General features: G+C 43.2%; 17 protein-coding genes and 1 pseudogene. 4 read left to right on the top strand and 14 right to left on the bottom strand.

Annotated elements, in window-relative coordinates; all coding sequences use genetic code 11:
* Positions 1 to 228 precede the first annotated feature (228 nt).
* The gene (locus tag BCU34_RS05680; RefSeq protein WP_102480544.1) at positions 229 to 1,947 is read left to right on the top strand and encodes a S8 family peptidase; all 1,719 of its coding nucleotides are present in this window, start codon (positions 229 to 231) and stop codon (positions 1,945 to 1,947) included.
* Positions 1,948 to 2,248: 301 nt separating this feature from the next.
* Here the strand turns inward: BCU34_RS05680 and BCU34_RS05675 are convergent, their stop codons facing one another.
* The gene (locus BCU34_RS05675; RefSeq protein WP_102479589.1) at positions 2,249 to 3,274 is read right to left on the bottom strand and encodes an IS110 family transposase; all 1,026 of its coding nucleotides are present in this window, start codon (positions 3,272 to 3,274) and stop codon (positions 2,249 to 2,251) included.
* A gap of 115 nt (positions 3,275 to 3,389) precedes the next feature.
* Entirely contained in the window at positions 3,390 to 3,896 is a 507-nt protein-coding gene (locus BCU34_RS05670; RefSeq protein ID WP_102433450.1) for a GNAT family N-acetyltransferase, read from the bottom strand.
* Between the two features lie 261 nt (positions 3,897 to 4,157).
* On the opposite strand from BCU34_RS05670, the gene BCU34_RS05665 reads away from it, so the two are divergent.
* Both BCU34_RS05665 and BCU34_RS05660 read left to right on the top strand, forming a co-directional pair.
* The gene (locus BCU34_RS05665; protein WP_108145222.1) at positions 4,158 to 5,453 is read left to right on the top strand and encodes a sensor domain-containing diguanylate cyclase; all 1,296 of its coding nucleotides are present in this window, start codon (positions 4,158 to 4,160) and stop codon (positions 5,451 to 5,453) included.
* A 181-nt stretch (positions 5,454 to 5,634) separates the two neighbouring features.
* On the top strand, positions 5,635 to 6,378 hold the full coding sequence (locus tag BCU34_RS05660; protein WP_048664921.1) for a class I SAM-dependent DNA methyltransferase: 744 nt from the start codon (positions 5,635 to 5,637) through the stop codon (positions 6,376 to 6,378).
* Between the two features lie 122 nt (positions 6,379 to 6,500).
* On the opposite strand, the gene BCU34_RS05655 is transcribed toward BCU34_RS05660, so the two are convergent.
* From BCU34_RS05655 to BCU34_RS05615, 9 genes and pseudogenes are all read right to left on the bottom strand, one after another.
* Positions 6,501 to 8,531, bottom strand: coding sequence for a TonB-dependent receptor domain-containing protein (locus BCU34_RS05655; protein WP_108145220.1), 2,031 nt, complete (start codon positions 8,529 to 8,531; stop codon positions 6,501 to 6,503).
* A 183-nt stretch (positions 8,532 to 8,714) separates the two neighbouring features.
* A complete protein-coding gene (locus BCU34_RS05650; protein WP_048664919.1) occupies positions 8,715 to 9,635 on the bottom strand; it encodes a LysR family transcriptional regulator in 921 nt (306 codons plus the stop codon).
* A 228-nt stretch (positions 9,636 to 9,863) separates the two neighbouring features.
* Positions 9,864 to 10,643: pseudogene (locus BCU34_RS05645) on the bottom strand (carbohydrate-binding protein); the annotation flags it as partial.
* Between the two features lie 487 nt (positions 10,644 to 11,130).
* Positions 11,131 to 12,138, bottom strand: a complete 1,008-nt coding sequence (locus tag BCU34_RS05640) for an acetyltransferase (protein ID WP_102478850.1) — start codon at positions 12,136 to 12,138, stop codon at positions 11,131 to 11,133.
* Positions 12,139 to 12,379: 241 nt separating this feature from the next.
* Positions 12,380 to 14,104 carry a methyl-accepting chemotaxis protein gene (locus tag BCU34_RS05635; RefSeq protein ID WP_102478851.1) on the bottom strand — a complete coding sequence of 575 codons (1,725 nt, stop codon included), beginning with the start codon at positions 14,102 to 14,104 and terminating at the stop codon, positions 12,380 to 12,382.
* A 618-nt stretch (positions 14,105 to 14,722) separates the two neighbouring features.
* Positions 14,723 to 15,139, bottom strand: coding sequence for a MarR family winged helix-turn-helix transcriptional regulator (locus BCU34_RS05630; RefSeq protein WP_102478848.1), 417 nt, complete (start codon positions 15,137 to 15,139; stop codon positions 14,723 to 14,725).
* Positions 15,117 to 16,067 (bottom strand): CDF family Co(II)/Ni(II) efflux transporter DmeF, encoded by a 951-nt coding sequence (dmeF, locus tag BCU34_RS05625; RefSeq protein WP_102478847.1) that lies wholly within the window; start codon positions 16,065 to 16,067, stop codon positions 15,117 to 15,119. The genes BCU34_RS05630 and dmeF overlap by 23 nt, the downstream gene beginning before the upstream one ends.
* Before the next feature lie 277 nt (positions 16,068 to 16,344).
* Entirely contained in the window at positions 16,345 to 17,217 is an 873-nt protein-coding gene (locus tag BCU34_RS05620; RefSeq protein ID WP_108145219.1) for a LysR family transcriptional regulator, read from the bottom strand.
* Positions 17,218 to 17,548: 331 nt separating this feature from the next.
* Complete coding sequence (locus BCU34_RS05615; RefSeq protein ID WP_102479589.1) at positions 17,549 to 18,574, bottom strand: IS110 family transposase; 1,026 nt, start codon at positions 18,572 to 18,574, stop codon at positions 17,549 to 17,551.
* Positions 18,575 to 18,834: 260 nt separating this feature from the next.
* Between BCU34_RS05615 and BCU34_RS05610 the strand changes: the two genes are divergently transcribed.
* The gene (locus BCU34_RS05610; protein ID WP_102433443.1) at positions 18,835 to 20,094 is read left to right on the top strand and encodes an adenylosuccinate synthase; all 1,260 of its coding nucleotides are present in this window, start codon (positions 18,835 to 18,837) and stop codon (positions 20,092 to 20,094) included.
* Between the two features lie 71 nt (positions 20,095 to 20,165).
* Here the strand turns inward: BCU34_RS05610 and BCU34_RS05605 are convergent, their stop codons facing one another.
* From BCU34_RS05605 to BCU34_RS05595, 3 genes are all read right to left on the bottom strand, one after another.
* Positions 20,166 to 21,107, bottom strand: coding sequence for a GGDEF domain-containing protein (locus BCU34_RS05605; RefSeq protein ID WP_102479762.1), 942 nt, complete (start codon positions 21,105 to 21,107; stop codon positions 20,166 to 20,168).
* 148 nt (positions 21,108 to 21,255) lie between these two features.
* Positions 21,256 to 21,894: an OmpA family protein gene (locus BCU34_RS05600; protein WP_108020484.1), complete on the bottom strand. Its 639-nt coding sequence runs from the start codon at positions 21,892 to 21,894 to the stop codon at positions 21,256 to 21,258.
* An 8-nt stretch (positions 21,895 to 21,902) separates the two neighbouring features.
* Positions 21,903 to 23,459 carry a TadE/TadG family type IV pilus assembly protein gene (locus BCU34_RS05595; protein ID WP_102433453.1) on the bottom strand — a complete coding sequence of 519 codons (1,557 nt, stop codon included), beginning with the start codon at positions 23,457 to 23,459 and terminating at the stop codon, positions 21,903 to 21,905.

The following is a 23,459-nucleotide window of genomic DNA, read 5'->3' as shown; positions in this document are numbered from 1 at the left end:
AGAATTTAGCTCAAACTTTGAGACTTTAAAATCGATCACAGTGAGACCTTCCTACCATTTCATTGATCAAACGAATGATACAAGTCTGATTGCATATTATCTTTTGATTGCTTTTGAGCGGGCATTTCCCTCTCACAGAACTGACTGCGTGCTTTCATAAAGCTTCGCTAAGGAGTCAGTTCTAGTCGCACAACTATTCAGTCTCACAATGATAAGGATGCAACACAGATGAATCACGGACACAGACTTACCACGCTTTCTTTAGCTATTATGGCTTCGGCTCAAGTATCTGCCTCGGCTCTTAATGAGAGTAGCCCAGAGCCACAACCTGCCAACTCACCTTTCATCCAAGATGTAAAAGGGACAATTGTTGAGGATTACTCGCGAGAAACTATTCTACCTTCATTTTTCTCAATGAGAATGATGAGCAACGCTGATGAACAGCGCGGTGATTGGTTTAACTTAACGGCAAGCTACACAAGAATTCAGGGTGTGGGTTCTGATGTGGTATATGACTACTTGATGCCCCCTCTTCAACCACAACCAGTCATCGTTGCCGTTCTTGATTCAGGTGTCGACGTTGAACACGAAGATCTCAAAAACAAACTTTGGACCAATGAAGACGAGATCCCAGACAACGGGATTGACGATGATGGCAATGGTTACATTGACGATGTCCACGGCTGGAACTTTTTGGGTAACTCGTTAGGCATTAACGTTGACCAAGACACACTAGAAGTCACTAGAGAATACAAAAAGTACCTTGAGTTAAAAGAGAACGGACATTGGATTCCGCGTAAGAAACGTAAGTATTATCAAGGTGTTGAATCTGATTACTTGTCGTCTTTAAAAGATGACCAAGATGCGTTGAATCGTGTAACGACAGCAACTGACCAAGCCAATGAGTTCAAAGAACAGATTCTTCAGTTCGTCGATCAAAAAGACTTTTCTACTAACGGTCTGAAAACACTGTTAGATAGTGAGAATGCTAGCGTCGTTACTGCAGCTGAAGGGCTTTTGAGTGTGTTTGATTCATGGTATTCATTTGAATATCTGGAATCACGTCGTAGCCGTTACCAAGACTCTCTGAATTTCCATCTTAACTTAGAGCTCGACACGCGTGGCGATATTGTTTGGGATGACATCTCGAACCCTTGGGAAAAAGGCTACGGCAACAACGATGTAAAAGGCCCTGTTGGTTCGCACGGTACACACGTTGCTGGAATCATCGCTGCAGAGCGTAACAACTCAGTGGGTATTGATGGTGTGGCAGATCATGCTCAAATCATGGCGGTACGTATGGTGCCAAATGGCGATGAGCGGGACAAGGACATTGCCAATGCAGTGCGTTACGCCGTCGATAATGGCGCGAAGATCATTAACATGAGCTTTGGTAAAAGCTACTCGCCACGTAAATACATCGTCGACCACGCATTCCGTTACGCGGCTCGTAAAGGCGTTTTGATCGTTCACTCTGCGGGGAACAGCCGTAACGATAACGACATCAAACCAAGCTTTCCAAACCGCTACGCGAAGCACTACCGTTCAAAGCCTATTTCAACATGGTTAGATGTGGGTGCATCAGCAAAATATGCCGACGAAACGTTAGTGGCGAGCTTTAGTAACTTCGGCCAGAAATCAGTTGATGTGTTTGCACCTGGGTACCGCATTTTATCAACCACTCCGGGAAACACCTACGGTTCGAAAAGTGGCACAAGTATGGCTGCACCTGTCGTGTCCGGCGTCGCGGCATTAGTTTGGTCTCGCTACCCTGACCTATCCGTCAAAGAGCTTAAGGCAATGTTGATGGGCGAATCGAAAGTCTACCCAGAGCTGTTAGTTAAAAAGCCTTCTAGCCCTGAGGATTTGGTTCCGTTCAACACACTTTCTATCTCAGGAAGTATTGTGGATGCTGAAGCTATTTTCGCAGAGCTAGAAAATCGCTAACGTTTTAGTCATTGACCGGATAATCGTCATTCCCTAAAGCGAGGTACGTATATGGACTCCCCTAGTATTGCAAGGAAACGAGTAAAGGTACGCAAGTGCACGTATATTCGGTTTCTTTATGGGGAGCTACCCCGAACCTCTATGGCTTAATCCACTCAGCAAAAGTTCTTATCGAGCGTGTGGTGTATTATCACCTTCGTCCCTCTCAGAGTTTCTTTTGCTTGCTATGCTTACTCTTTACCATAATTTACTTGCTTACATGGGGGGATTGATGTCTCCCTTAACCTTATAAAATCAACTGTTAAGCGATTAACGTCTCATTATAAGATTGATTGCTTTTCAGCATGGCACAAGCCATTCTGATCGTTTTGTTCGCAAGGGCGACAACCACTTGGTTAAACGACTTTCTTTCTAATAAGTTTCGTATCCAGCAACTTAAGCGATCTTCTTTATCTCGGATATTCGCTACCACCGCTCTTGCTCCATGAACGACAAGAGAGCGTAAGGTTTTATCACCTGATTTACTTATTCCGTGGTTTTTGTTCTTACCACCACTGCCAGTATGAGCCGGAACTAAACCTAAGCTCGCACTAGCTCCTCGACCATTTCTATAGGCCGAAGCGTCACCTAGACGGGAAAAAATGGCACTTGCAATCACCCAACGTACACCTCGTAAAGTGATTAATAACTGGCAAGCGGGTATTTGCTTTGCAAAGTCTATAAGTTGCGATTCAACTCTCTCGATAGGCTCATCAAGATTTAGTAGCTGAGCATGTAATTCTCGGAGAACGAATCGAGTTGTCGGTGTTAATTCATTCTCCATATCTTCGATAACGAAAGGGAGCAGTTCTCGCAGTTTATTGGCTCCTTGTGGGAAGGTAATGCCACATTCCGCTGCATAGCCACGGATACGTAGACTTACTGCCGTGCGTTGTTTTATATAGCTTTGTCTTAAACTCAGCAGCATTGCGATATCTTGCTGCTCCGGTGTTTTTACAGGTACAGCATGAATATCGGAGCGTAAGGAAGCTTCGTAAATCGCGATAGCATCATTAGCATCGTTCTTATTACCACTGCGATACGGCTTCACTTTTTGGGGAGGTATCATTTTGACGGTATGACCACGGCTTTGAAACGTTCGTCCCCAATAATGAGATGCTGCACAGGCCTCTATGCAAATGGTCGCGCCAGGGTGTTGGCTGATGACCGTTAGCATTTTCTTTTTAGACATAGCTTGGTTCAACTTACGCTTGCCATGGCGGTTAAATACCGCGACTTGAAAGACGGATTTGGCTAAATCAATCGAGATTGTGTTAAATTTATTCATGGTATGGGCTCCTGTTTTGGTTCGCACCTGTAACTTTAGCTGACGCTGTCAGTTGAGGTGGGGAGTCCATACCATTGAGCGTGATAGGGAATCTCTCTTTGCGATGTAGTCACTTCTAACACAATTCGATACTCATAAACTGGCTGTGCGGATCCAATATATAATCTGCAAATGGTTCACAGTATCCAAAGCCAAACTTTTCATACAGGTTACGCGCTGCCTTAAAGTAGTCTTCTGAACCTGTCTCTAAACTGATTGTCTGATACTTGCGAATGGCTGCGGTATCCAATACATGTTGTAAAAGTTGGCTAGCAACACCTGACTTTCGAGCAAACTGTGAGGTTCTCATCGATTTGAGTTCAGCGTGTTGGGTATTTAACTCTTTAATCGCAACACACCCAAGCAATTGACTGTCTTTCCAAGCACTAAAAAAGGTAATCTCTGGCGACTTGAGCCCATCCAGATCCAGAGCATGAACACTTTCGGGTGGTGATGTTGCGTACATATCAGCGAGATGCTCTTCTAGTAAGCCTATTACTTCCCCACCCGATAAGTCATCAAGCTTGATGATTATTGAAGTACCGATTTCCACAGAGTCCTTTGCGTTTGGTGCTGATTCCATTGTCTTAACTTTCCTTGTTTAGCTCGCTTATTTAGCTTTAATTACTGATCTACTTTCCTGAATTGTTTCCTTTTCAAGAACTGGGTTAAAACCAGTAAAATTACTGATTTATCATAAAATTTTAAATGTCACACTTAGTTTACCTAGATACCATAATTTTCCAATCTAGTCTCGTCATAAAAGAGCTCCGCAAAGACCTTGGGGTCGCTACATCGAGTGAGAAAAACCTATTTCAGTTAACGAATAAGTAATCCGGTAGATATGAGTATTCAACTAGATTTAACCACCACTTTGGCCTGTCAAAACTTCGACTCAGCACAAGGGTGTATGACACTTCAAGATCATCGAGTTGTTGATGTCGACAACGAGATCGCTCAAATCTTTGTTTATAAAAACCGTGGTGAGTTATTACGCAATATTGATTTTGTATATGCCTTGGTACCTGATAGTTACCAAAATCTAGCCAAGCAACGCTATCTAGAAGCAATAAAAGGCAAGCTTAAGAAAGGAAAATTGTACACAGACATTCCCGCTCATGGCCGTAATATCTCCATATTTTGCTTATCGCACATTGTTGAATTGAATAACAAGCCCGCTCTTAAAGTGAACATCATTGACATCACCTCTGTGGTAGAAGCGCAACGTCAACGCCACGAAACCGATCGTATGTATAGAAAGCTACTCAGTACATCGAAGCAAGGCATTTTGATTCATAGAAACTTCAAACCTTTGATGGTTAACCAAGCTTGGGTTGAACAACAAGGTGCCAAATCTATTGAGCAAGTGCTTGCGATGGATTCAATCATTTCAATCATTCCTGAAGCAGAGCGACCAATTGCAATCAGACGTTACGAGAGCATTCTCAATGGCAACACACCCAACTTCAGTTCCGTGGTTACCAACCGTTGCTTTGATGACTCCTACAAATACTTCAATCTCTATGACAACGTGATTAACTGGGAAGGTGAAGACGCCATTCAAGTCATTCTTGAAGAAGTGACAGATAAAGTATTGTTGGAAAAAGAATTACTGCATCGTGCTATGCATGACGACTTAACGCAGGCACTCAATCGTCGGGCGATTTATGATTGGATAAAGAAGCCAATGAATCAGAGAATCGAAATGTCTTGTATGTTGATTGACATTGATGACTTTAAGTTGATAAACGATCAGTTTGGTCACACCGTTGGTGAAACTGTCATTAAGCACTTAGCTGACACTATAAAAACTCACGTTGAATTGCTCCATGGCGTAGTGGGACGCTGGGGTGGTGAAGAGTTTATTGTGTTCATTCCTAATGCGAAGCCTGCGTATACCCAAATCATTGGTGAACGTATTTGTCATTCATTTAATCAACATATTTTTATTGGTGCTAATCGCCGTCCGTTTAGGTCCAGTGTCAGTATTGGAATGACCAGTCGATGTATTTGTCATTCCTCGAACTCAGTCAATACTCTCATTAAAGTCACCGATGACGCACTTTATAGAGCAAAAGCAAACGGCAAAAACCAAGTTTCAATAAATAATGAATCGGTTTGTATCGAAGCGTGTTCGTAACGGCTGAAGCTATCTCGCTTTGATGATATTTTTCCATACTCCTAACAGTGAATCATCAGTGTTTAGTTAGTAACAAAGTTGGAATTAAAGTGCATGAGCATGTTAAATATTTTATTGCGAATTCCACATTTCGGTATATGATGCGCCACCCCAATTTTTTCAGCAAATGCTGCAGGCAAACATGTCCGCCAACGCGCTCTATACCGACCTATCGGGTTACTATGATTTAATGTGTGTTGATATTGACTACCAAGCGCAAAGTCACTGCGTTCGTAGGCTACATCAGATTTTTGGAAATGAAGGAAAAACTCACCTAGACCTCGGTTGTGGTACTGGACCACACGTTCGTCACTTTATTGATTATGGTTATCAAAGTAACGGGCTTGACTTAAACCAACCCATGTTAGATATCGCTCAACTACGCTGCCCTGAAGCTAGCTTTTCTGTGCAGAACATGAGTAATTTTGAAGTCTCTGAGCCGTTCGACCTTATTACTTGTTTCTTGTATTCGATCCACTACAACGATGGCATCGAGAAGTTAAAAGAGTGCATTGCTAGCGTTCACAAAGCGCTAAAACAAGGCGGTGTTTTCTGCTTTAACGTTGTCGATAAAGATAAGATCAGCAATGATCTGTTTGTTCGACACACCACAAACCAAGAACAAGATGATTTTACCTTCCGATCGGGTTGGTATTACTCTGGTGAGGGTGATAAGCAAGCGCTAATGCTTAGTATCGAAAAAACGACTGCAGGTGAAACTCAAGTTTGGAATGATGAACACCCGATGGTGGCATTCTCGTTTAAGGAGTTAATCGAGATATTGAAGCCATACTTTGAGGTTAATATCTTCGAGCACGATTACGACAAGCTGATTCCTTGGGATACTCAGTCCGGCAATGCTCTTGTCACTTGTGTAAAAATCTAACACTCTTCGATACCTATGTGCACTCAATTACGAGCGCCCAAATCAAAAGAACCCACACGACGTTAAGTCATGTGGGTTCTTTGTTTTATATGTATCTACCTACCGAATCAAACACAGATTGATTAGAAGTCAGCGGTCATACCTATGTAGTAGGTACGTGGCTCTTCAACATAACCAATGTACTCTAACCCATCTGATACTGACTCGTCCGTTAGGTTTGAGATACCTGCACGTAGTCGTACTGAGTCATTCACATTGTAAACCGTACCGATGTTCAATGTTGTGTAAGCGTCTTGCGTTAGGTCGCTGTCAATCTGGCGCTCGCCACGGTAACGTACACTCACGAAAGTGCTTAGATCGTAAGTTGGGTTCCAGTTAAGCTTCACAAAGCCTGAATGCTTGTAACGCTCAAGTAGCTCTTCACCTGTCGACTTGTCTTCTGTATCTAGGTAAGTGTAGTTACCAGAAACGGCCCACTCGTCAGAGATTTGGTACATACCGCCAAGCTCAACACCTTGAATGATAGCTTCAGACACGTTTTGGTACGTCTTCGCGCCTAAATCTCCCGTTGGTGTACCGTCAGGGTTTTCACATTGAAGAGCACTTTCGTTCCAATCACCACCTTGCGGGCAGTAACCTTGTGTTCTTTCGATAAGGTCATTAATCTCATTGCGGAATAACGCCGCTTCTACATTCCAACGTGGTTGTGTGTATACCGTCGCAAGTTCGTAGTTAATGCTTGTCTCTGGATTTAGATCTTCATTACCCACCAACGCACAACCACCCTTACAGCTTGAAACTGTGTAGTCAGATTGGTTTTGAGTCAATGTTGGGGCCTTGAATGCCTTGCCTACACCACCTTTAATGATTAGGTCGTTCGTTGTTTGGTGAACCAAGTACACACGTGGGCTGAATTCTTCGCCGTACAGTTCGTGTTTATCCAAACGACCACCGATCGTTGCGGTTAGGCTGTCTGTCATGACCCATTGGTCTTGCACAAACAATGCGCCTTGATATGCTTCCGACATTCCGCTCGATAGGTTTTCTTTGTTAGTTAGTTCACTTAACTGGTAGTCCATTCCAAATGTCAGCGTGTGGCTGTCACCAAGGTAAGTGGTAGCAGATGCTTCAACAATTTGAGTGAGCTCTTCGATATCGCTGCTGAAGTTATTGCCTAGATCGGCTGCATCGTTATCAGTCACGTTCTCGCGCGAATAACGAACTTGAGTATCACCCCAGCTCCAGAAACCACTGTGTGTAATTGCTTGGCTGTGACGCACTACACGAGTGTCTGACTCAATAACCGATTTTGCACTTTCTGCCGCTGATTCACGTTCGTCATCGCTGTAACCAAAATCAAAATCGATGGTTTGGTTATCTGTCATGTGCCATGTCAGGCTTGCAAGCATGCTTAGCGTGTCGCGTTCTTCTAGAGCTGTTACGTCTGAACGGTCGTAGCCAGAACTGTGTGTACCAGAATATGGTTGCCATGCATTACGGCTTGTTTGATTAACAGAAAGTCGAGCGAACAACTCATCTTCAATCAATGCACCAGACGTTGTGAAGCCCATTGAGTACTCTTCGCCACCATCACCATCAAGTGGCAATGAAGTGTCCATACTCAATGTAGAGCTCCAATCGTTTTCTGGAGCCTTAGTGATGATGTTGATTGTACCGCCCATACCATCTGAACCATAAAGTGCAGACATTGGGCCACGGATAATCTCAACACGTTCGATGGAATCAGCAGGGATAGTAGAAAGGTCGAAGTCATTACCTCGGATGATAGCACTTGCCGAGCTGAGACGACGGCCGTTTACCATGATAAGCGTGTAATCAGAATCCATACCACGAATAGAGATCATCTGACGACCAGCACGTGTGCTATCGAAATCAGACTCAACACTGGTTGATTCAGCAACGATGTCAGCCAAGGTAATACCTGGGCTGTCTTCAATGTCTTGTGCAGTGATAACCGACATTGAAGCTGGCGCTTGTTTTAGTGCCATTTCGGTACGAGTTGCCGTAACTACCATTTGCTCATCTGTTGCTTGCGCTTCTTCCTGCGCTAACACGTTAGCTGAAAACGAGGTACAAATAACAGCGAATGCGATCGAAAGGGGTTTGCGAATCAAAAGAGATCTCTCAGACATGATATTTATTCTTATATGTGATTGGTAATGATAATGGTTTACATTAAACAACCAGTTACCATGCTTATCAACGAAAGTTTCATACCAAAAATCGATTCTCGCTATTCACCATTCAAATAACAAAAGAGATCCATATTCAATTCGATAAGTATCTATAACTTCCATTCACCTTCTGGATGGAAGTTATGTATAGAGCTCTTTAAATATATTGCGAACCCAGCGACACATAGGGTCATTATGAAAGCGCTTATGCCAGTATAAGTAGACATCTTCTGATGGGTGGCGCAACGCTTTAGGCACACGTTTACAAACAAGATCTCTTTGCTTAGCGGCTTGTTGAGCAAAAGGTGTCGGTAAATGGAAAATGATGTCGGTTGCTTCAGCCATATCCGGTGCAACGTTAAAATTGGAAAGCTGAATTGGAATGGACAACTGGCGTTGCTTATCAATTAAGCCAAGATCTTTAAATCGACTTTCGATCGAGAGCTTCTTATCCCCTTGCAGTGAGATTTGACCAAGTTGACTATTCAACAAGTCATCAACTGTGATCTCTTTATCTGCCAACGGATGGTCTTTGCTCATCAATAAACGGTAATCACGGCTTATCACGAACATTCGATACAAGTTTTGCTCTGAACTTAAAGGCTCATGGGTCGACAATACAAAATGTGCATCCCCCGACAACAAAGGTTCGAAATGTCGTTTCGGAATAGAATCGATATCAACGACCATGTTTGGCGCTTGCTTGCGGATCTCCGCCACTACCTTTGGCAATAAATGCGAAACCTGAGGAACCAAACCGAAGAAACGAACAGTACTGTCACTCGTTTGTGGTTCGAACACATCGCCATGAACCAACTTTTCTAAGCGTGTAAGGACAGAATTGAGGTCTTGCTTAATGGCTTCTGCTTTTGGTGTTAGCTCATAGCCGTAAGCCGCTCGCACCAATAGGTCATCATTGAAAACGGTACGCAGTTTTTGAAGTGATCGGCTCACCGTAGGTTGGCTCATATCCAGTGCCAATGCCGTGTTGGAAACGTGCTTCTCTTCAAGAAGGTGTTTAAGAATAACGAGTAGATTGAGGTCGACTTGAGCAAGATTCATTTTGCAAATATTAATAATATAGAAAATTCAATGAGCGCATAGTGCAACTTACTAACAAGTAATACAATTGATAATCACTCTTATTTTGATCTAGAGCAATATGCAGAGCCGAGTTTAAGATTAGGTAAGGTTTTGAAGTTCTCAGTGAAAAGCATTAAACAAAAAATGAGAGGCACAATGGCCTCTCTTTGATCGTCTACTTTATATTGCTAGCGTTGAGCTACAAGACTAAAGCTTTGTCCAAGCATCTTGCCAATATTGACTGTCTGCTGGAGCGTAAGATGCGCTTGCGCACCATGCTGTGTATGGCCAAGGCTTACATTCGTATAAGCCATTATCGCTGCCTACTACAATATCGCCCGCTTCATAATTCGTTCCGGCTTCATACGGAGGGTAATCACCTGGAGGTGGTGTTGTACCGCCCTCTTCTTTTACCAAGAACGAGTTGTCTACCATCACCATTTCGCCGTCAGTCGCAGTGCCAACCACTTCAAGTTTATACTGACCTTCTGCTACGTCGTACAAATCCATGGTAACGGTACGATTATCAGTTAGATTCACTTTTGTCTGTTCAACAACAGTGCCTGCGTTATTGATTACCATTGCAGTTACATCAAGCGCTTCATTTGACGTTAGTGTGAACTCTAAATGTACATTGCCATTATCTAGAACGTATTCAGGCTGAAGGCCAGATACATTTAGCTCTAGATCGCCGCCTGGGTCTGGGTTGCCACCACATGAACTGTCTGAAACCTTTCTCCAAACGCCCCATTCACCTGTAGTGCCCGGCTCTTCGCCACGAGTATACCAACCCGCACCCCACGTTGCGCCGTCGTGTGACACTTGGTCACCTTCAACATAAACGGTGTCAGCATCCCATGCTGCTGCACAGTTAGAACCATCAGTCACAGACACTTTACGTTCAGCAGTGATAGTTTGATGTGCACTGTCAGTAACACTATATACAAACGTGTAGTTGCCCATTTCATTCACATCGACACTGCCCGTTTCAACATCAATTCCATTTCCTTACTCAACAGCTGTGCCCATCACAACCGAATCAATTCATTTTAGCCATGAATATTTATAGACAAGTAATGGAATTTATAAGAAAAGATGACCTTTGATTTAACTTGTGATTTTAAGTCACGGATTGAATATAAGAATCAATATGATTTTGACTTTTCATTCAAATTGAAATGCTAAAATATTGATTTATCGAGCTAAATTATTGACAGCACAAATGAATATGGAATCTTAATTCACATAAGTAATTAAGATGAATGTGTGAAAATAGTTAAGTGGACACGCTCGGCTAAAAATAAGAGCAAAAGGTCTAGAAACCCTTATATTTACTGACCTAACAGAGATTTATCATTGCGAGTGATATCACTAAAATTGATTAGATTTATTAGCTATACATATGCTAGATGTGTACACGAACAACCAAAAATGTAGGTGACAATTATTGTATTTTCAGTTTTCAGATCGAGAGTTAACTATCGATACAATTGCCCAGCTGTGAATAATAACTCTCAATTGATGAAATAAAATTCATCTTATTTTCTTCAGTGAGTTGATTGATGCCAGCTGCTGCTTTTCTTCCACCCCCCGTTTCAAAACTAGAGCAAATTTCGTCTGCACCCGTTCTATTTGATAACGGCGCTCTCAAGCTCACAGTATAAGATTCACCATCTTGGTTTTTAGTTAACACTGCTTGCGCTCGGCCTGGGTCTTGATTAACGATTTCATTGCCAAAGACACCACTAATACGCCTTGCCCAAGTCTCACTTGGCAATTCAAACACACGCGCGACTTCACTCTCATAAACAGGAACAAGGTTTGATAGGTGTTGGTTGTCACTTTGATAAGCTGTACGAAGACGATAGAAAACTGAACCTTTGTCATCTAGGAGAGAAAACGGATTCGGATATTGATAGAGAGCTTGGTAAAGCTTGATTGGCGTGAAGTGCAAGTCACTCAGTGACGAGCCGTAGCCGTTGTAATTAATGAGAGTACCCAGTTCTTCCAAAAAATCAGTTTGGGATCGGTCAAAGCCATTTTCTAACGCTAATTGTGAAGCTACCGCTTTTAAATTATCACCAAAGGCAGCAGCAATGGCCCACGCAACATACTCACCCTTTAACTTCTGATTTATCAACAAACTGGTGCAACATTCAGGTGCCGTATTAACTAAAGTTTCAAGATGCTTAGACTGAGGTATATCGCCTGTGCGATGGTGGTCGCAATAGAACACTTCAACGTTGGCCTCAAGTAACGAGTGTAAAGCCGGAAGGTTCTTCTCCATCGATACATCTAGGACCGTAACAGACGCAACATCCGCTTGATCGCCCTGCTCCGCCAATTTAGAGACCACTTGAGAAACCAACTTGATATCACGCTTTACACCAGTGATCAGTACAGTTTCTTTTGGCTCATTTAGGCGCAGTTGCAGCAAAGCGATGATGCCGTCTGCGTCTCCGTTGAATACGTCGTAGTGCATGTTATCCCTCTTCCTATAGATTTAACCGTTTGTCAGAAACGCGCCAGTACGTTCGTTCATTCGATAGTCTGTCATTATTTTACTTATATATCACAGATACTTAAGTCTATTTTGGAATGCCTTATTCTTATTTCTATCTGTTCATGAACTTGCCTATCCATTAGGTACAAAAAAGCGCAGATAATCCGCGCCTTTCGCTTGAGTTGTTTGGCTGCACTTCTTTAATGCAACTAGGTTGATTCTAAGATGTCTTAAACTGCGCGACCGCTTGGTCCATATCGTTTGCTTGCTCTGCGACTTTATCCACTTCGACTAAACAGTGCTGCGCCGAAGCGTTATTATCATTCGAGATAGTGTTCAGCTCAGTGATTGAGTCGCTTACTTGCGCCATTACTGCGCCCTGCTCTTCAATTGCAGAAGCAATACGTTCAGAGTTGCCTTGAATGCTTTCCATGTCACTTAAGATCAGCTGTAGGCTTGCATCAAGCTCTTCTGAATCTTTTAGTGTTAATTGACCTTGTTGATTGCACTCACCAATTTCGGTCATCGAAGCATTCATTTGGCTCTGAATTGCCGTGACTACACTGGTAATTTCAGTGGTTGATTGGTGCGTTCTGCTTGCCAGCGCTCGTACTTCATCTGCAACCACCGCGAAGCCACGACCTTGTTCACCCGCACGTGCCGCTTCAATCGCCGCGTTCAATGCCAATAGGTTGGTTTGTTCTGCAATGCCTTGGATGATGTTTACTGCATCGCCAATTTGATCAACATGATGGTTCAGTGAGCTAATCGAATCTTGGCTGCTTGAAAGGCGTTCAGACAACTGAGTAATATTGTCGATGGTCGCGACAACCACTTCGCGGCCCTTGTCAGCATTCACTTTCGCTTGATGAACACCTTCTGCAGCAACCGATGTGCTTTCAGAGATCTCGCCAATGGTAAGTACCATCTCTTGTACTGACGTTGTCATTGTCGAGGTGTGGTTTGCTTGAACTTCGAACTGTTTAATCACCGATTCAAGCTCATCATGCATGTTAGAAGTGCTTTGAGTCAGTTGCAGTGACTTAGATTGAGAGGCAGCGATAAGGCCTTCAAGTTGATCAAGCAATTGGTTGAAGTATTGGCCTAGTGTACCAAGTTCATCTTTGCCATTTTCGGTTGAACGGATAGACACATCGTTAGAGTCAACAATGTTACGAATCACTGATAGCAGCGACTCAATTTTACCGATGATAGAACGGACAATTAACCAGCTGAACAGAATGATCGACACAAGCAACGTGACGCAAAGGATGTTGTTGATCAGCGATAGTTTGTCCATCTCTTGCTGCGTTTGTTGGTCCAGCACCGCCGAGAATTCTTTAAACTGACTTTCGATAGCGTGTGAACCAGAGCGGGCTTCACCTAGCAGGCCTTCGTTATGTTTTAAACCGATCACTCGCTTCTGTTCAACCACTTGACGCGCAGCATCTATCAAAGCACTTGAGCTTCCAGCGTTAGAAGTAATAGAAAGAACACTCGGATCGAACTCACCCTTTTCAATTAAGTCATTGAACAGGTAAAGTTCGATTTTTTGTTCAGCACTGGCTGTCGCGCTGATGTTATCGAGTAAAACGTGAAACTCGCCTAGCAGGCCTTTGTCACGTGCTAGCCCATAGACTTCGCTCGCTTTAACTAAGTTAACAAAGCTGGTGTGGTAAGTTTCGATGTCTTCACGTAGGTGTGTGCTGTTGGCTAAACCTAAATCACTGAGCACTGTATCTAGTTCGGATTCAGACGCTAAGAATTTGTTGTAGTTTACGTCAAACTTGTCGAGGTATTTCATATCGCTACGCAGTAAGAAATCTTTCTCGTTACGGCGAAGGTTGAGCAGTCGTACTTCAAGTTCTTTTGTGAGTTGTTTGGCTTCGCTCATTTGAGCGGTGGTGTCTGCAAATTGTGATGTAGTAAACAGCAGTGAAATCATACCGACGATGGAGAACATCCCCAACGAATAAAGCTTTTTCTTTATATTCATATACATGGCTCGTCTTTACTAATTAACTATGAGTATCTAAATGAGTCGCATCAAAGAATGGATATTCAACTCGTGCGATCTGGTTATTGTTATGGTTTTTATATCGATAATGAGCGTCTAAAACTGTGGCTTCTAAGTCCACTAGCGATGACGTTCTCAATTGCATTTAAACAGCAAGTGAAATAGCCAACTAAAGTTAATTTTATCAATAACACAAATCGATTACATGTACATTAGTTGAATGATAAAAGTGAGAGACAGCTATTTGACGGAGTGTGAAATCCTGAACACCCTTCCATGTAAGACACTGAATTAAAACGCTTTGTGCCATTATCAACCTTACAGTTAGAGGTGACAATTTTTTGGCTCACCAGAGGAGCTCGAGCGAAGAGTAATATTAGAGGTTTTGACTTGTTTTTTTAAACGGGGAACCCATCGATTGGTGATTGTAACGTTGAGCGTAAACGGCGAAATAAATGGACCTACTCAATTCGAGTCTGGTCCATTTTTGGATTTCTTAATCAATCGCTTTGCGGCTAATAAGTTATGCTGCGAACTTAACGCTGACTAAAACGCTTTCACCATCTTGGTTAGGCACTTCAATAACACCGCTTTCTCGTCTTCTTCGATGTCTTGCGTCAGCTCATTAACCAAATTCAAGTGAAGTTGGTTATGGTGAACATGGATCTTCTGACCTTCATCAGTCAAGACCACCACAATCGCACGACGATCCGTTGGGTGTTCATGGCGTTCAATCAATTCTGCCTTAACCAACTTCTCAATTTGAACAGTAAGTGTGCCAGTAGTAATGCCAAGCTTTTCTGCCAGCTCTTTCATTCTTAACGCACCATACATACCAAGCACTTCGATGGTATGTACTTGCGCTAGGGAGTAACCCGTTTCTTTGACAACAGATTGCTCCCACGAAGACATTTTATCGTAGAACTCAGTCAGTATTTGATTAAGCTGTTCTATATTTCGCATGGCCGTTTGAGTGCACTTCAAGAGTAAGATGGTTAATCTTATCAAACTTGGCGAGCATTTGTTTATATTCAGAGACGCTTTTATCACTGTTTGATTCAAGAGTAATCGCCGCTGAGTAGTGATGCCCGCTCACCTTCCACATGTGTAAGTCGGTTACGGCCGCATAAGGAGCTAAAGCTTCAGTTATGCCGTTGCGGTACTCATCGTCAATATTCTGATCGAGCAAGATTGGACTTGTCTGCTTCATTAGGTTCATGGTCCATTTCGCAATAACCACAGCGCCAACCATACCCATAGCTGCATCTAACCAGTCCCAACCGTAAAACTTACCAAACAACAGTGCGACGATCGCCAGCAGAGATGTCAATGTATCGGCCAAGACGTGCATGTAGGCCGCACGCAAGTTGTGATCGTGATGATGCCCATCATGTTGGTTATCGTGACTGTGTCCCTTATGTTCAGAATGAGAGTGTCCGTGATCATGATGATGATCCCCTAGCAAAAACATACTCACTACATTCACTGTCAAACCAATACACGCAACAATAATCGCTTCGTTAAACTGAATCGCTTGCGGGTTGAACAAGCGATGTACTGACTCCACCAGCATCAACAACGCCACAATACCCAACGCTATCGCGCTGGTGTACCCGCCTAACACACTCACTTTGCCGGTACCGAAAGAGAAACGTTCACTGTCAGCATGCTTCTTGGCGTAACGATATGCGAACAATGTAATACCAAACGCTGCTGCATGCGTTCCCATGTGCCAGCCATCAGCAAGTAGTGCCATAGAACCATAAATAGTACCTGCAATAATCTCGACAACCATTGTGATGACAGTTAACAAGAGAACGTAGAAAGTACGTTTTTCACCTTGTTGATTGTGTGAAGAGAAGTTGTGTTGATGGCGTGTTGGAAAACTCAAAATGGCGTCCTTAGATTGTGTTAGTAGTTAGACGATCTTTCTCAATAAGAGAACTTTGATTGACAAGTAGTTTGACAATCAAAGCAATTGATTGGAATTTAGTTTGATAATCAAACTTTGTCAACGATGAATTTTAAGGCTCTGATTTACAGAAGGAATGGATGATGAGAGATTTAAGTTATTTCTGTAGCCTATTGCTTTGAGCAAGAACGGTGATTTACCGACACAAAAAAGCCCACACGAGGTGGGCTTAGATCGATCTGACTTAGCGATGGAATTATTGGTTTTGCAACAGGTTAATCTCATCATTCACCCATCCTAACAACTGCTTGGTCGCTTTCGACAAGACTTGATTCTGCCTCACAATATAGCCAAGGCTCGTACTAGAAAAGTTCGCCAATGGTGTGACTTTTGATTTCAGATGTTGCTTGGTTGATATTGCAAATTCAGGGACAATCGCCACACCAAAACCGGCTTCTGCCCAATCGATTTGAGCGTCTACGCTCCCTACTTCCATGACTCTGTGATTGGGTAGGTTTAAACTTGGTAAACCTTCATCGATGAAGTCACGTGTTCTCGTATCATGGCCTAGTAGAATCAAAGTGAGCTCTGTATCAGAATCTTGGATATCAAACCCATCGCCAAGTGCACACCAAGAAAGCTCTTGAAGCTTAGTGAAATATAATGACTCGTTGTGCTGTTCTTTGGCGATAACAAAGCCAATATCCGCCTGAGCATTTTTAACTAAACTCGATGCTTGAGATGACGTGGTATTCAATAGCGTAAGATCAATACCGGGATACTGCGCTTTAAACTTCTGGAACGGGCGAATCAACAAAAATCGAGAAATGATGTCACTCACGGCAATAGTTAACGTCCCGATTTTAAGGTCGTTAATGGCATTGAGATCGGCCTGACAAATTTGCAGTTCAAGTAACGTTCTTTGACTTGTTTCCAATAGTCGCTCACCCGCTTGAGTCAATTGAAATGGGCTTCTCTCAATCAACTTTATACGTGTTTGTTGTTCTAGTTGTTTTAGGTGCAAACTTACGTTGGGTTGCGTCATATGAAGTGCATTGGCCGCTTTCCCAAAATGCTTGTACTCCGCAAGCGTCACAAACGTCTTCAACAAATTAATATCGAGCATCATGTCCTCTCTCTCGTGTCACTTATATCATTCCCTAAAAGTAAAGAATGCTCCATCCGTCATTCCCTACAGTGAGGAACGTATATGGACTCCCCTAGTATTGCAAGGAAACGAGTAAAGGTACGCAAGTGCACGTATATTCGGTTTCTTTATGGGGAGCTACCCCGAACCTCTATGGCTTAATCCACTCAGCAAAAGTTCTTATCGAGCGTGTGGTGTATTATCACCTTCGTCCCTCTCAGAGTTTCTTTTGCTTGCTATGCTTACTCTTTACCATAATTTACTTGCTTACATGGGGGGATTGATGTCTCCCTTAACCTTATAAAATCAACTGTTAAGCGATTAACGTCTCATTATAAGATTGATTGCTTTTCAGCATGGCACAAGCCATTCTGATCGTTTTGTTCGCAAGGGCGACAACCACTTGGTTAAACGACTTTCTTTCTAATAAGTTTCGTATCCAGCAACTTAAGCGATCTTCTTTATCTCGGATATTCGCTACCACCGCTCTTGCTCCATGAACGACAAGAGAGCGTAAGGTTTTATCACCTGATTTACTTATTCCGTGGTTTTTGTTCTTACCACCACTGCCAGTATGAGCCGGAACTAAACCTAAGCTCGCACTAGCTCCTCGACCATTTCTATAGGCCGAAGCGTCACCTAGACGGGAAAAAATGGCACTTGCAATCACCCAACGTACACCTCGTAAAGTGATTAATAACTGGCAAGCGGGTATTTGCTTTGCAAAGTCTATAAGTTGCGATTCAACTCTCTCGATAGGCTCATCAAGATTTAGTAGCTGAGCATGTAATTCTCGGAGAACGAATCGAGTTGTCGGTGTTAATTCATTCTCCATATCTTCGATAACGAAAGGGAGCAGTTCTCGCAGTTTATTGGCTCCTTGTGGGAAGGTAATGCCACATTCCGCTGCATAGCCACGGATACGTAGACTTACTGCCGTGCGTTGTTTTATATAGCTTTGTCTTAAACTCAGCAGCATTGCGATATCTTGCTGCTCCGGTGTTTTTACAGGTACAGCATGAATATCGGAGCGTAAGGAAGCTTCGTAAATCGCGATAGCATCATTAGCATCGTTCTTATTACCACTGCGATACGGCTTCACTTTTTGGGGAGGTATCATTTTGACGGTATGACCACGGCTTTGAAACGTTCGTCCCCAATAATGAGATGCTGCACAGGCCTCTATGCAAATGGTCGCGCCAGGGTGTTGGCTGATGACCGTTAGCATTTTCTTTTTAGACATAGCTTGGTTCAACTTACGCTTGCCATGGCGGTTAAATACCGCGACTTGAAAGACGGATTTGGCTAAATCAATCGAGATTGTGTTAAATTTATTCATGGTATGGGCTCCTGTTTTGGTTCGCACCTGTAACTTTAGCTGACGCTGTCAGTTGAGGTGGGGAGTCCATACCATTGAACATGGTAAGGAATCTCGCTTGTGGTTTGAGATTCCAGATACCTCGGTTCTGGAATGACGATCATTGGTAGATTAAGACTTTAAGGATATATGGAATCCTTATCAAGATAATAAAGATAATTAATTTCTCTTATCCACTTTGTAGGCCTAACATGATTTCTCAATCAGTTAGGAGAAAAATTATGCCATCTATCGTTGTTGTAGGCGCAAACTGGGGTGATGAAGGCAAAGGCCGCATCGTCGATTTTTTAGCAGACCAAGCTTCTGCTAGCATTCGTTTTCAAGGTGGAAACAATGCAGGTCATACTGTGGTAAATGACTTCGGTACATTCAAACTGCACCAACTTCCTAGTGGTATTTTTAATCCTGATTGTACAGCGGTTCTTGGTCCTGGCATGGTGATCAGCCCTGCTGCGCTAACTGAAGAAATTGCAGAAGTACAAGCGGCTGGTATCAAAGTGAAAATGGCGATTTCAGATCGTGCGACACTGTGTCTGCCTTTGCACGCTCTTGAAGATACACTTGAAGAAGAACGTTTAGGCGATGGCGCTTACGGTTCAACACGTCAAGGTATTGCACCTGCATACGGCGACCGTGTGATGAAGAAAGGCATTCTTGTGGGTTGGCTGAATCAGCCTGAGATTTTAGAGCAGCGCATTCAATTCATGCTTGATTGGAAGATGCCTCAGCTTAAAGCGCTATACCCTCAATGTGACTTCTCTCAGAGCGCTTCTGAAATGACAGAATGGCTACTTGAAGTGACTAAAGCTTGGCGCCCGTTCATCTGCAACGTAACTGAGCCGCTAAAAGCACTGCAATCGCAAGACGCGAACCTACTGTTTGAAGCTCAGTTAGGCGCAGGTCGCGACCTTGTCTACGGTGAATACCCTTGGACGACGTCTTCGAACGTAACCGCAGCTTATGCAGGTATTGGTAGTGGTTTACCTGCCCTTCGCCCTGAGCGTGTTATTGCTGTTGCTAAATCTTTCAGCTCGTCTGTTGGTACTGGTACGCTTGTAACCGCAATGGAAGAGCAAGACAGCTTCCGCGAAAGCTCTAACGAATATGGTGCAACGACGGGTCGCCCACGTGATATGGGTTACTTCGACGCGGTAGCAACTCGCAACGGTGTTGACCTTCAAGCCGCAACGGAAATCGCACTGACTAAGATCGACTGCTTATCTGGTCTATCTGAACTTAAGATCTGTACCGCATACTCAGGTGAACATACTGAGAACCCAATTTGGCCACAAACGGCTGAGCTAAAGCCTGTTTATGAAGATATGGCAGGCTGGGACGAAGACATCACGGGTTGCCGCACGTTTGAGAGCCTTCCTCAAGCCGCACAAGATTACGTAACTCGCATCGAAGAGTTGATGGGCGTGCCAATCGTGATGGTATCGGTAGGTCCTGAACGCGAGCAAATGATCATTCGAGCTTAGGTTAGAAAGCTACGATCTACATCTACATCAAAGCCCACATTTAGTGGGCTTTTTAACGTCTGCACAAACATCTAAATCTTGTTTTTCTTATTAAGGTACATGTTTTCATCGGACGACTTTATTAGATTAATGATATTGAAGCTTCGAGAATCAGCAATACCACAACCATATGAAAAGCCAAGTGAAACCTCATCATCACAACGAAAGCCTTCAATGAAATCATGGAATTCAGTGTGAATTTTTTTGACCAACTCACGAGCAAAACCCGGCTCTTCTGAGTGTATGACGACGATGAATTCATCACCGCCGACTCTCGCCGATATAGTGTTGTACTTTGAATTGTTTTTAATGCATGACGCAAATCCAGATATGTAATCATCACCTTTGAAGTGACCATACGTATCATTGATGTACTTCAAATTATCCAAGTCGAAATACAAACAAACAACCTCTCCATCGCTGATGTTTGCTTTGTTGAATTCATGGAAAAAGCCCCTTCGATTAAGCAACGTCGTCATGATATCAAAGTGACTGTTTTTGTATAAAATCCTGCTCTCTTCTTTTAATAGGATTTCAGAACGCAATAGAGTCGATATGTTCTCAATCAAGTTAACTTGGCTTTCGGTATATGTTGTTGGGCTTAAATCAAACACTAAGAGCACCGCAAACACTTCTTCATCTATATCCCTAACAGGAACGCCGCAAAAAGACTTATAGGCATCTATTCCTGTTGCAGAGGCGGATTCGCCACCAGCATAACCACTCAAATAGACCGTGCGATTTTCGTTATGCACATACTCACAAAAACAGCTAATTCTGCTCTTATGTTGGTTACACGATATGTTTGAGGAGCTCCACACACTCTCAGAACCAGAGCAACTCAAATCAGAGATCATGATGATGCCCGCATTCGATGCGTCCATTATGTCTCGTATGTTATCCAATATAGATACCCAAGTATCGACATCGATATTTCTTTGCATCCCTTCAGAAGAGAACTTATCAAAAAGCATTAATATTTCTTTAGTATCAGACGGTTAAACTTAATCGAATATTCATTAGTATACGTTGTAACAAAAATCCCAAGAGCGACAATCTAGGCCGGTTATTACCTAGTACTAAGCAGCAACCAAGCACTAAGCAACAACCAAGCCCTACATCCTAATTTTCTAAGTCAGCGGCATCGTTCACAGAGGCCCAAATTTCTGAGCGTCGATTCTTGGCTCTACCCTCTGCGGTTGAGTTAGAGGCGATAGGTTCACTTTCACCAAATGAACGAATAACAAGACGGTTTTTCTCGACACCATCGGCAATTAAGCCATCCGACGTAGTCAGCGCTCTTTGTAGGCCTAGAGCTTGGTTATAACCTTCTTCGCCTGTGCTGTCGGTGTGGCCATCCACCGTAATCGAACTGCCGTTAGTCTTTAACTCACCAGCTAATTGACTCAATGCTTTGCTGCCCATCGGCGTTAAGTTGTGTTGATCAAAACCAAAATGAAGACGGGCCAACAACCCTTGACGCTCCTGATTACTGATCCAAGTCTTACATCCCGATTGATTCATCCCCAGATTAGATTGACTGGCCAAAGTTTGCTTCAACTCGTTGCTATCAGACTGCTGCTCTATTTGTAAAAAGCCCTGTCTGTGTTGTGCAATGCCGACGACATCATCAACTCTTACACTATGCTGATATTCACTGAATGCCGTGTCGCAATAAACGTTGATACCTTCTTCCGCATTAGCGATAAAACTAAGTTGCAATGTCGATAGGACGATTGAACTGATCATTAACTTTTTCATATTTTCCTCTAGTACAACTTAGTGATTCCGCTTGTTTTTGAGCCTTTACGGATGAGTTCTTCTATCTTTTCAATCAATTCATCTAGGTTAGATACATCGATAATGTCTTCATTTGGATCGACAACACAGTCTTGAAATCCACTCTGTTGGGACGCTCGAAAATCGATACCAATAACACCTATGTATAAGCCCGGTATCTCTTCTCTTGCTTTGTCACACATACCTCTGTCGACTAACCCTCTGAGGATGCCGTTATCAGGACTTTCCTGCCCATCACTTAAAATGAGCAGCATCTTGATTTTTTTGTTATAAGCCTGCTGTTCGTCTTGATCGGAACTGTTCGGGTCACCGTCATGGAGAACTTGAGAACCTCTCAAAATGCCTTGAAAAGCAGCCGTACCACCATCTGCCCACATCGAATTAATCGGATTCAAGTCTGAAAGCTTGTTCGATAGGCGAATGTTGGAAAACTGCGATGAATCGGAAGAACCATGCGCGTTAAATAGACGAGTTCCACTCACACCATAGAAATCAGGCTGTAACCCCGACTTATCAGTAAACATCGTCGAGACTGAACTCGGGAAATCAACGTAGTTGTAGACATCTGCAACCAAGTAATTATCTTGATTAATCACATCCTTGATACGTTTGGCGTACTTTTGATTGTCCGATTTTGGGTTTGGGCAATATGATTTCCAGTACGCACAATCAAGCACATAATCTTGCGAATAGGTACGCCAGTAATCCCAGTTAACATCGTTGTAAGAATAAGGCGATACGTTGGTTTTATAGTTATCTTTGTAGCTCAATTGGCTTGTCGCGTTGGCTCTATTACCCGAGACGATTTCCCTCGTTCGAACGTTAAATGGCACAAAGCCAACTCGGTTAAGCAGCTTGTCTCCGGTGGTATCTTCTCCGGGCTCATCACAAACGTATTTCCACTCTCCATCGACATAGTCTTGGTTAATCGACGTACAAAGGATCTTGTTTGATATTTCATCGATGGCGGTTTTCAAATCGTCGATTTTTCTGTTTCGATTTGAACCCCATCTGTCGTTCATTGAACCGGAAAAGTCCGACACAAAAACAATGTCGATGTTGTTATCACCAAGATACACCGGGTACTTTCTCGCTAACGAACGGCCCGCCAGGTCTTGCTGCTCATCAAAAGACGGGATAAAGCTACTCGCAAACCAAGAGTCGTGTGTCGTCTTGGCATTCACGGTGTATTGGATGTATTCAAGAACCCCAGCACCCTCGTCTTCCGCTTGGTGGAAACGGTCTGCAGAAAGGTTGGTTGATTTGATGTCTCGAACATAGTTTTCGACATACTTGGTCGCCAATCCACGGGCCTGATCCGGTTGATCTTCAATCGTCACCGCTATGGCTGCAGCCTCTGCGGAATCTCGTAATCGACTGGTCTCTTGAACATAACGTGTGCCTTCAACCGCCCAAAAGGTCATGCCCATGATTGGAACAAGCAATAAGCCCATCCACACCGCGGCAACCCCTTGTTGTCTTTGGAGACTGATATGCTGGCGATTGATTTGACGCCCATGCTGCAT

It is taken from the genome of Vibrio sp. 10N.286.45.E10 (genome assembly GCF_002874195.2).
Taxonomy (GTDB): domain Bacteria; phylum Pseudomonadota; class Gammaproteobacteria; order Enterobacterales; family Vibrionaceae; genus Vibrio; species Vibrio crassostreae.
This window is presented reverse-complemented; position numbering and strand designations above follow the sequence as displayed.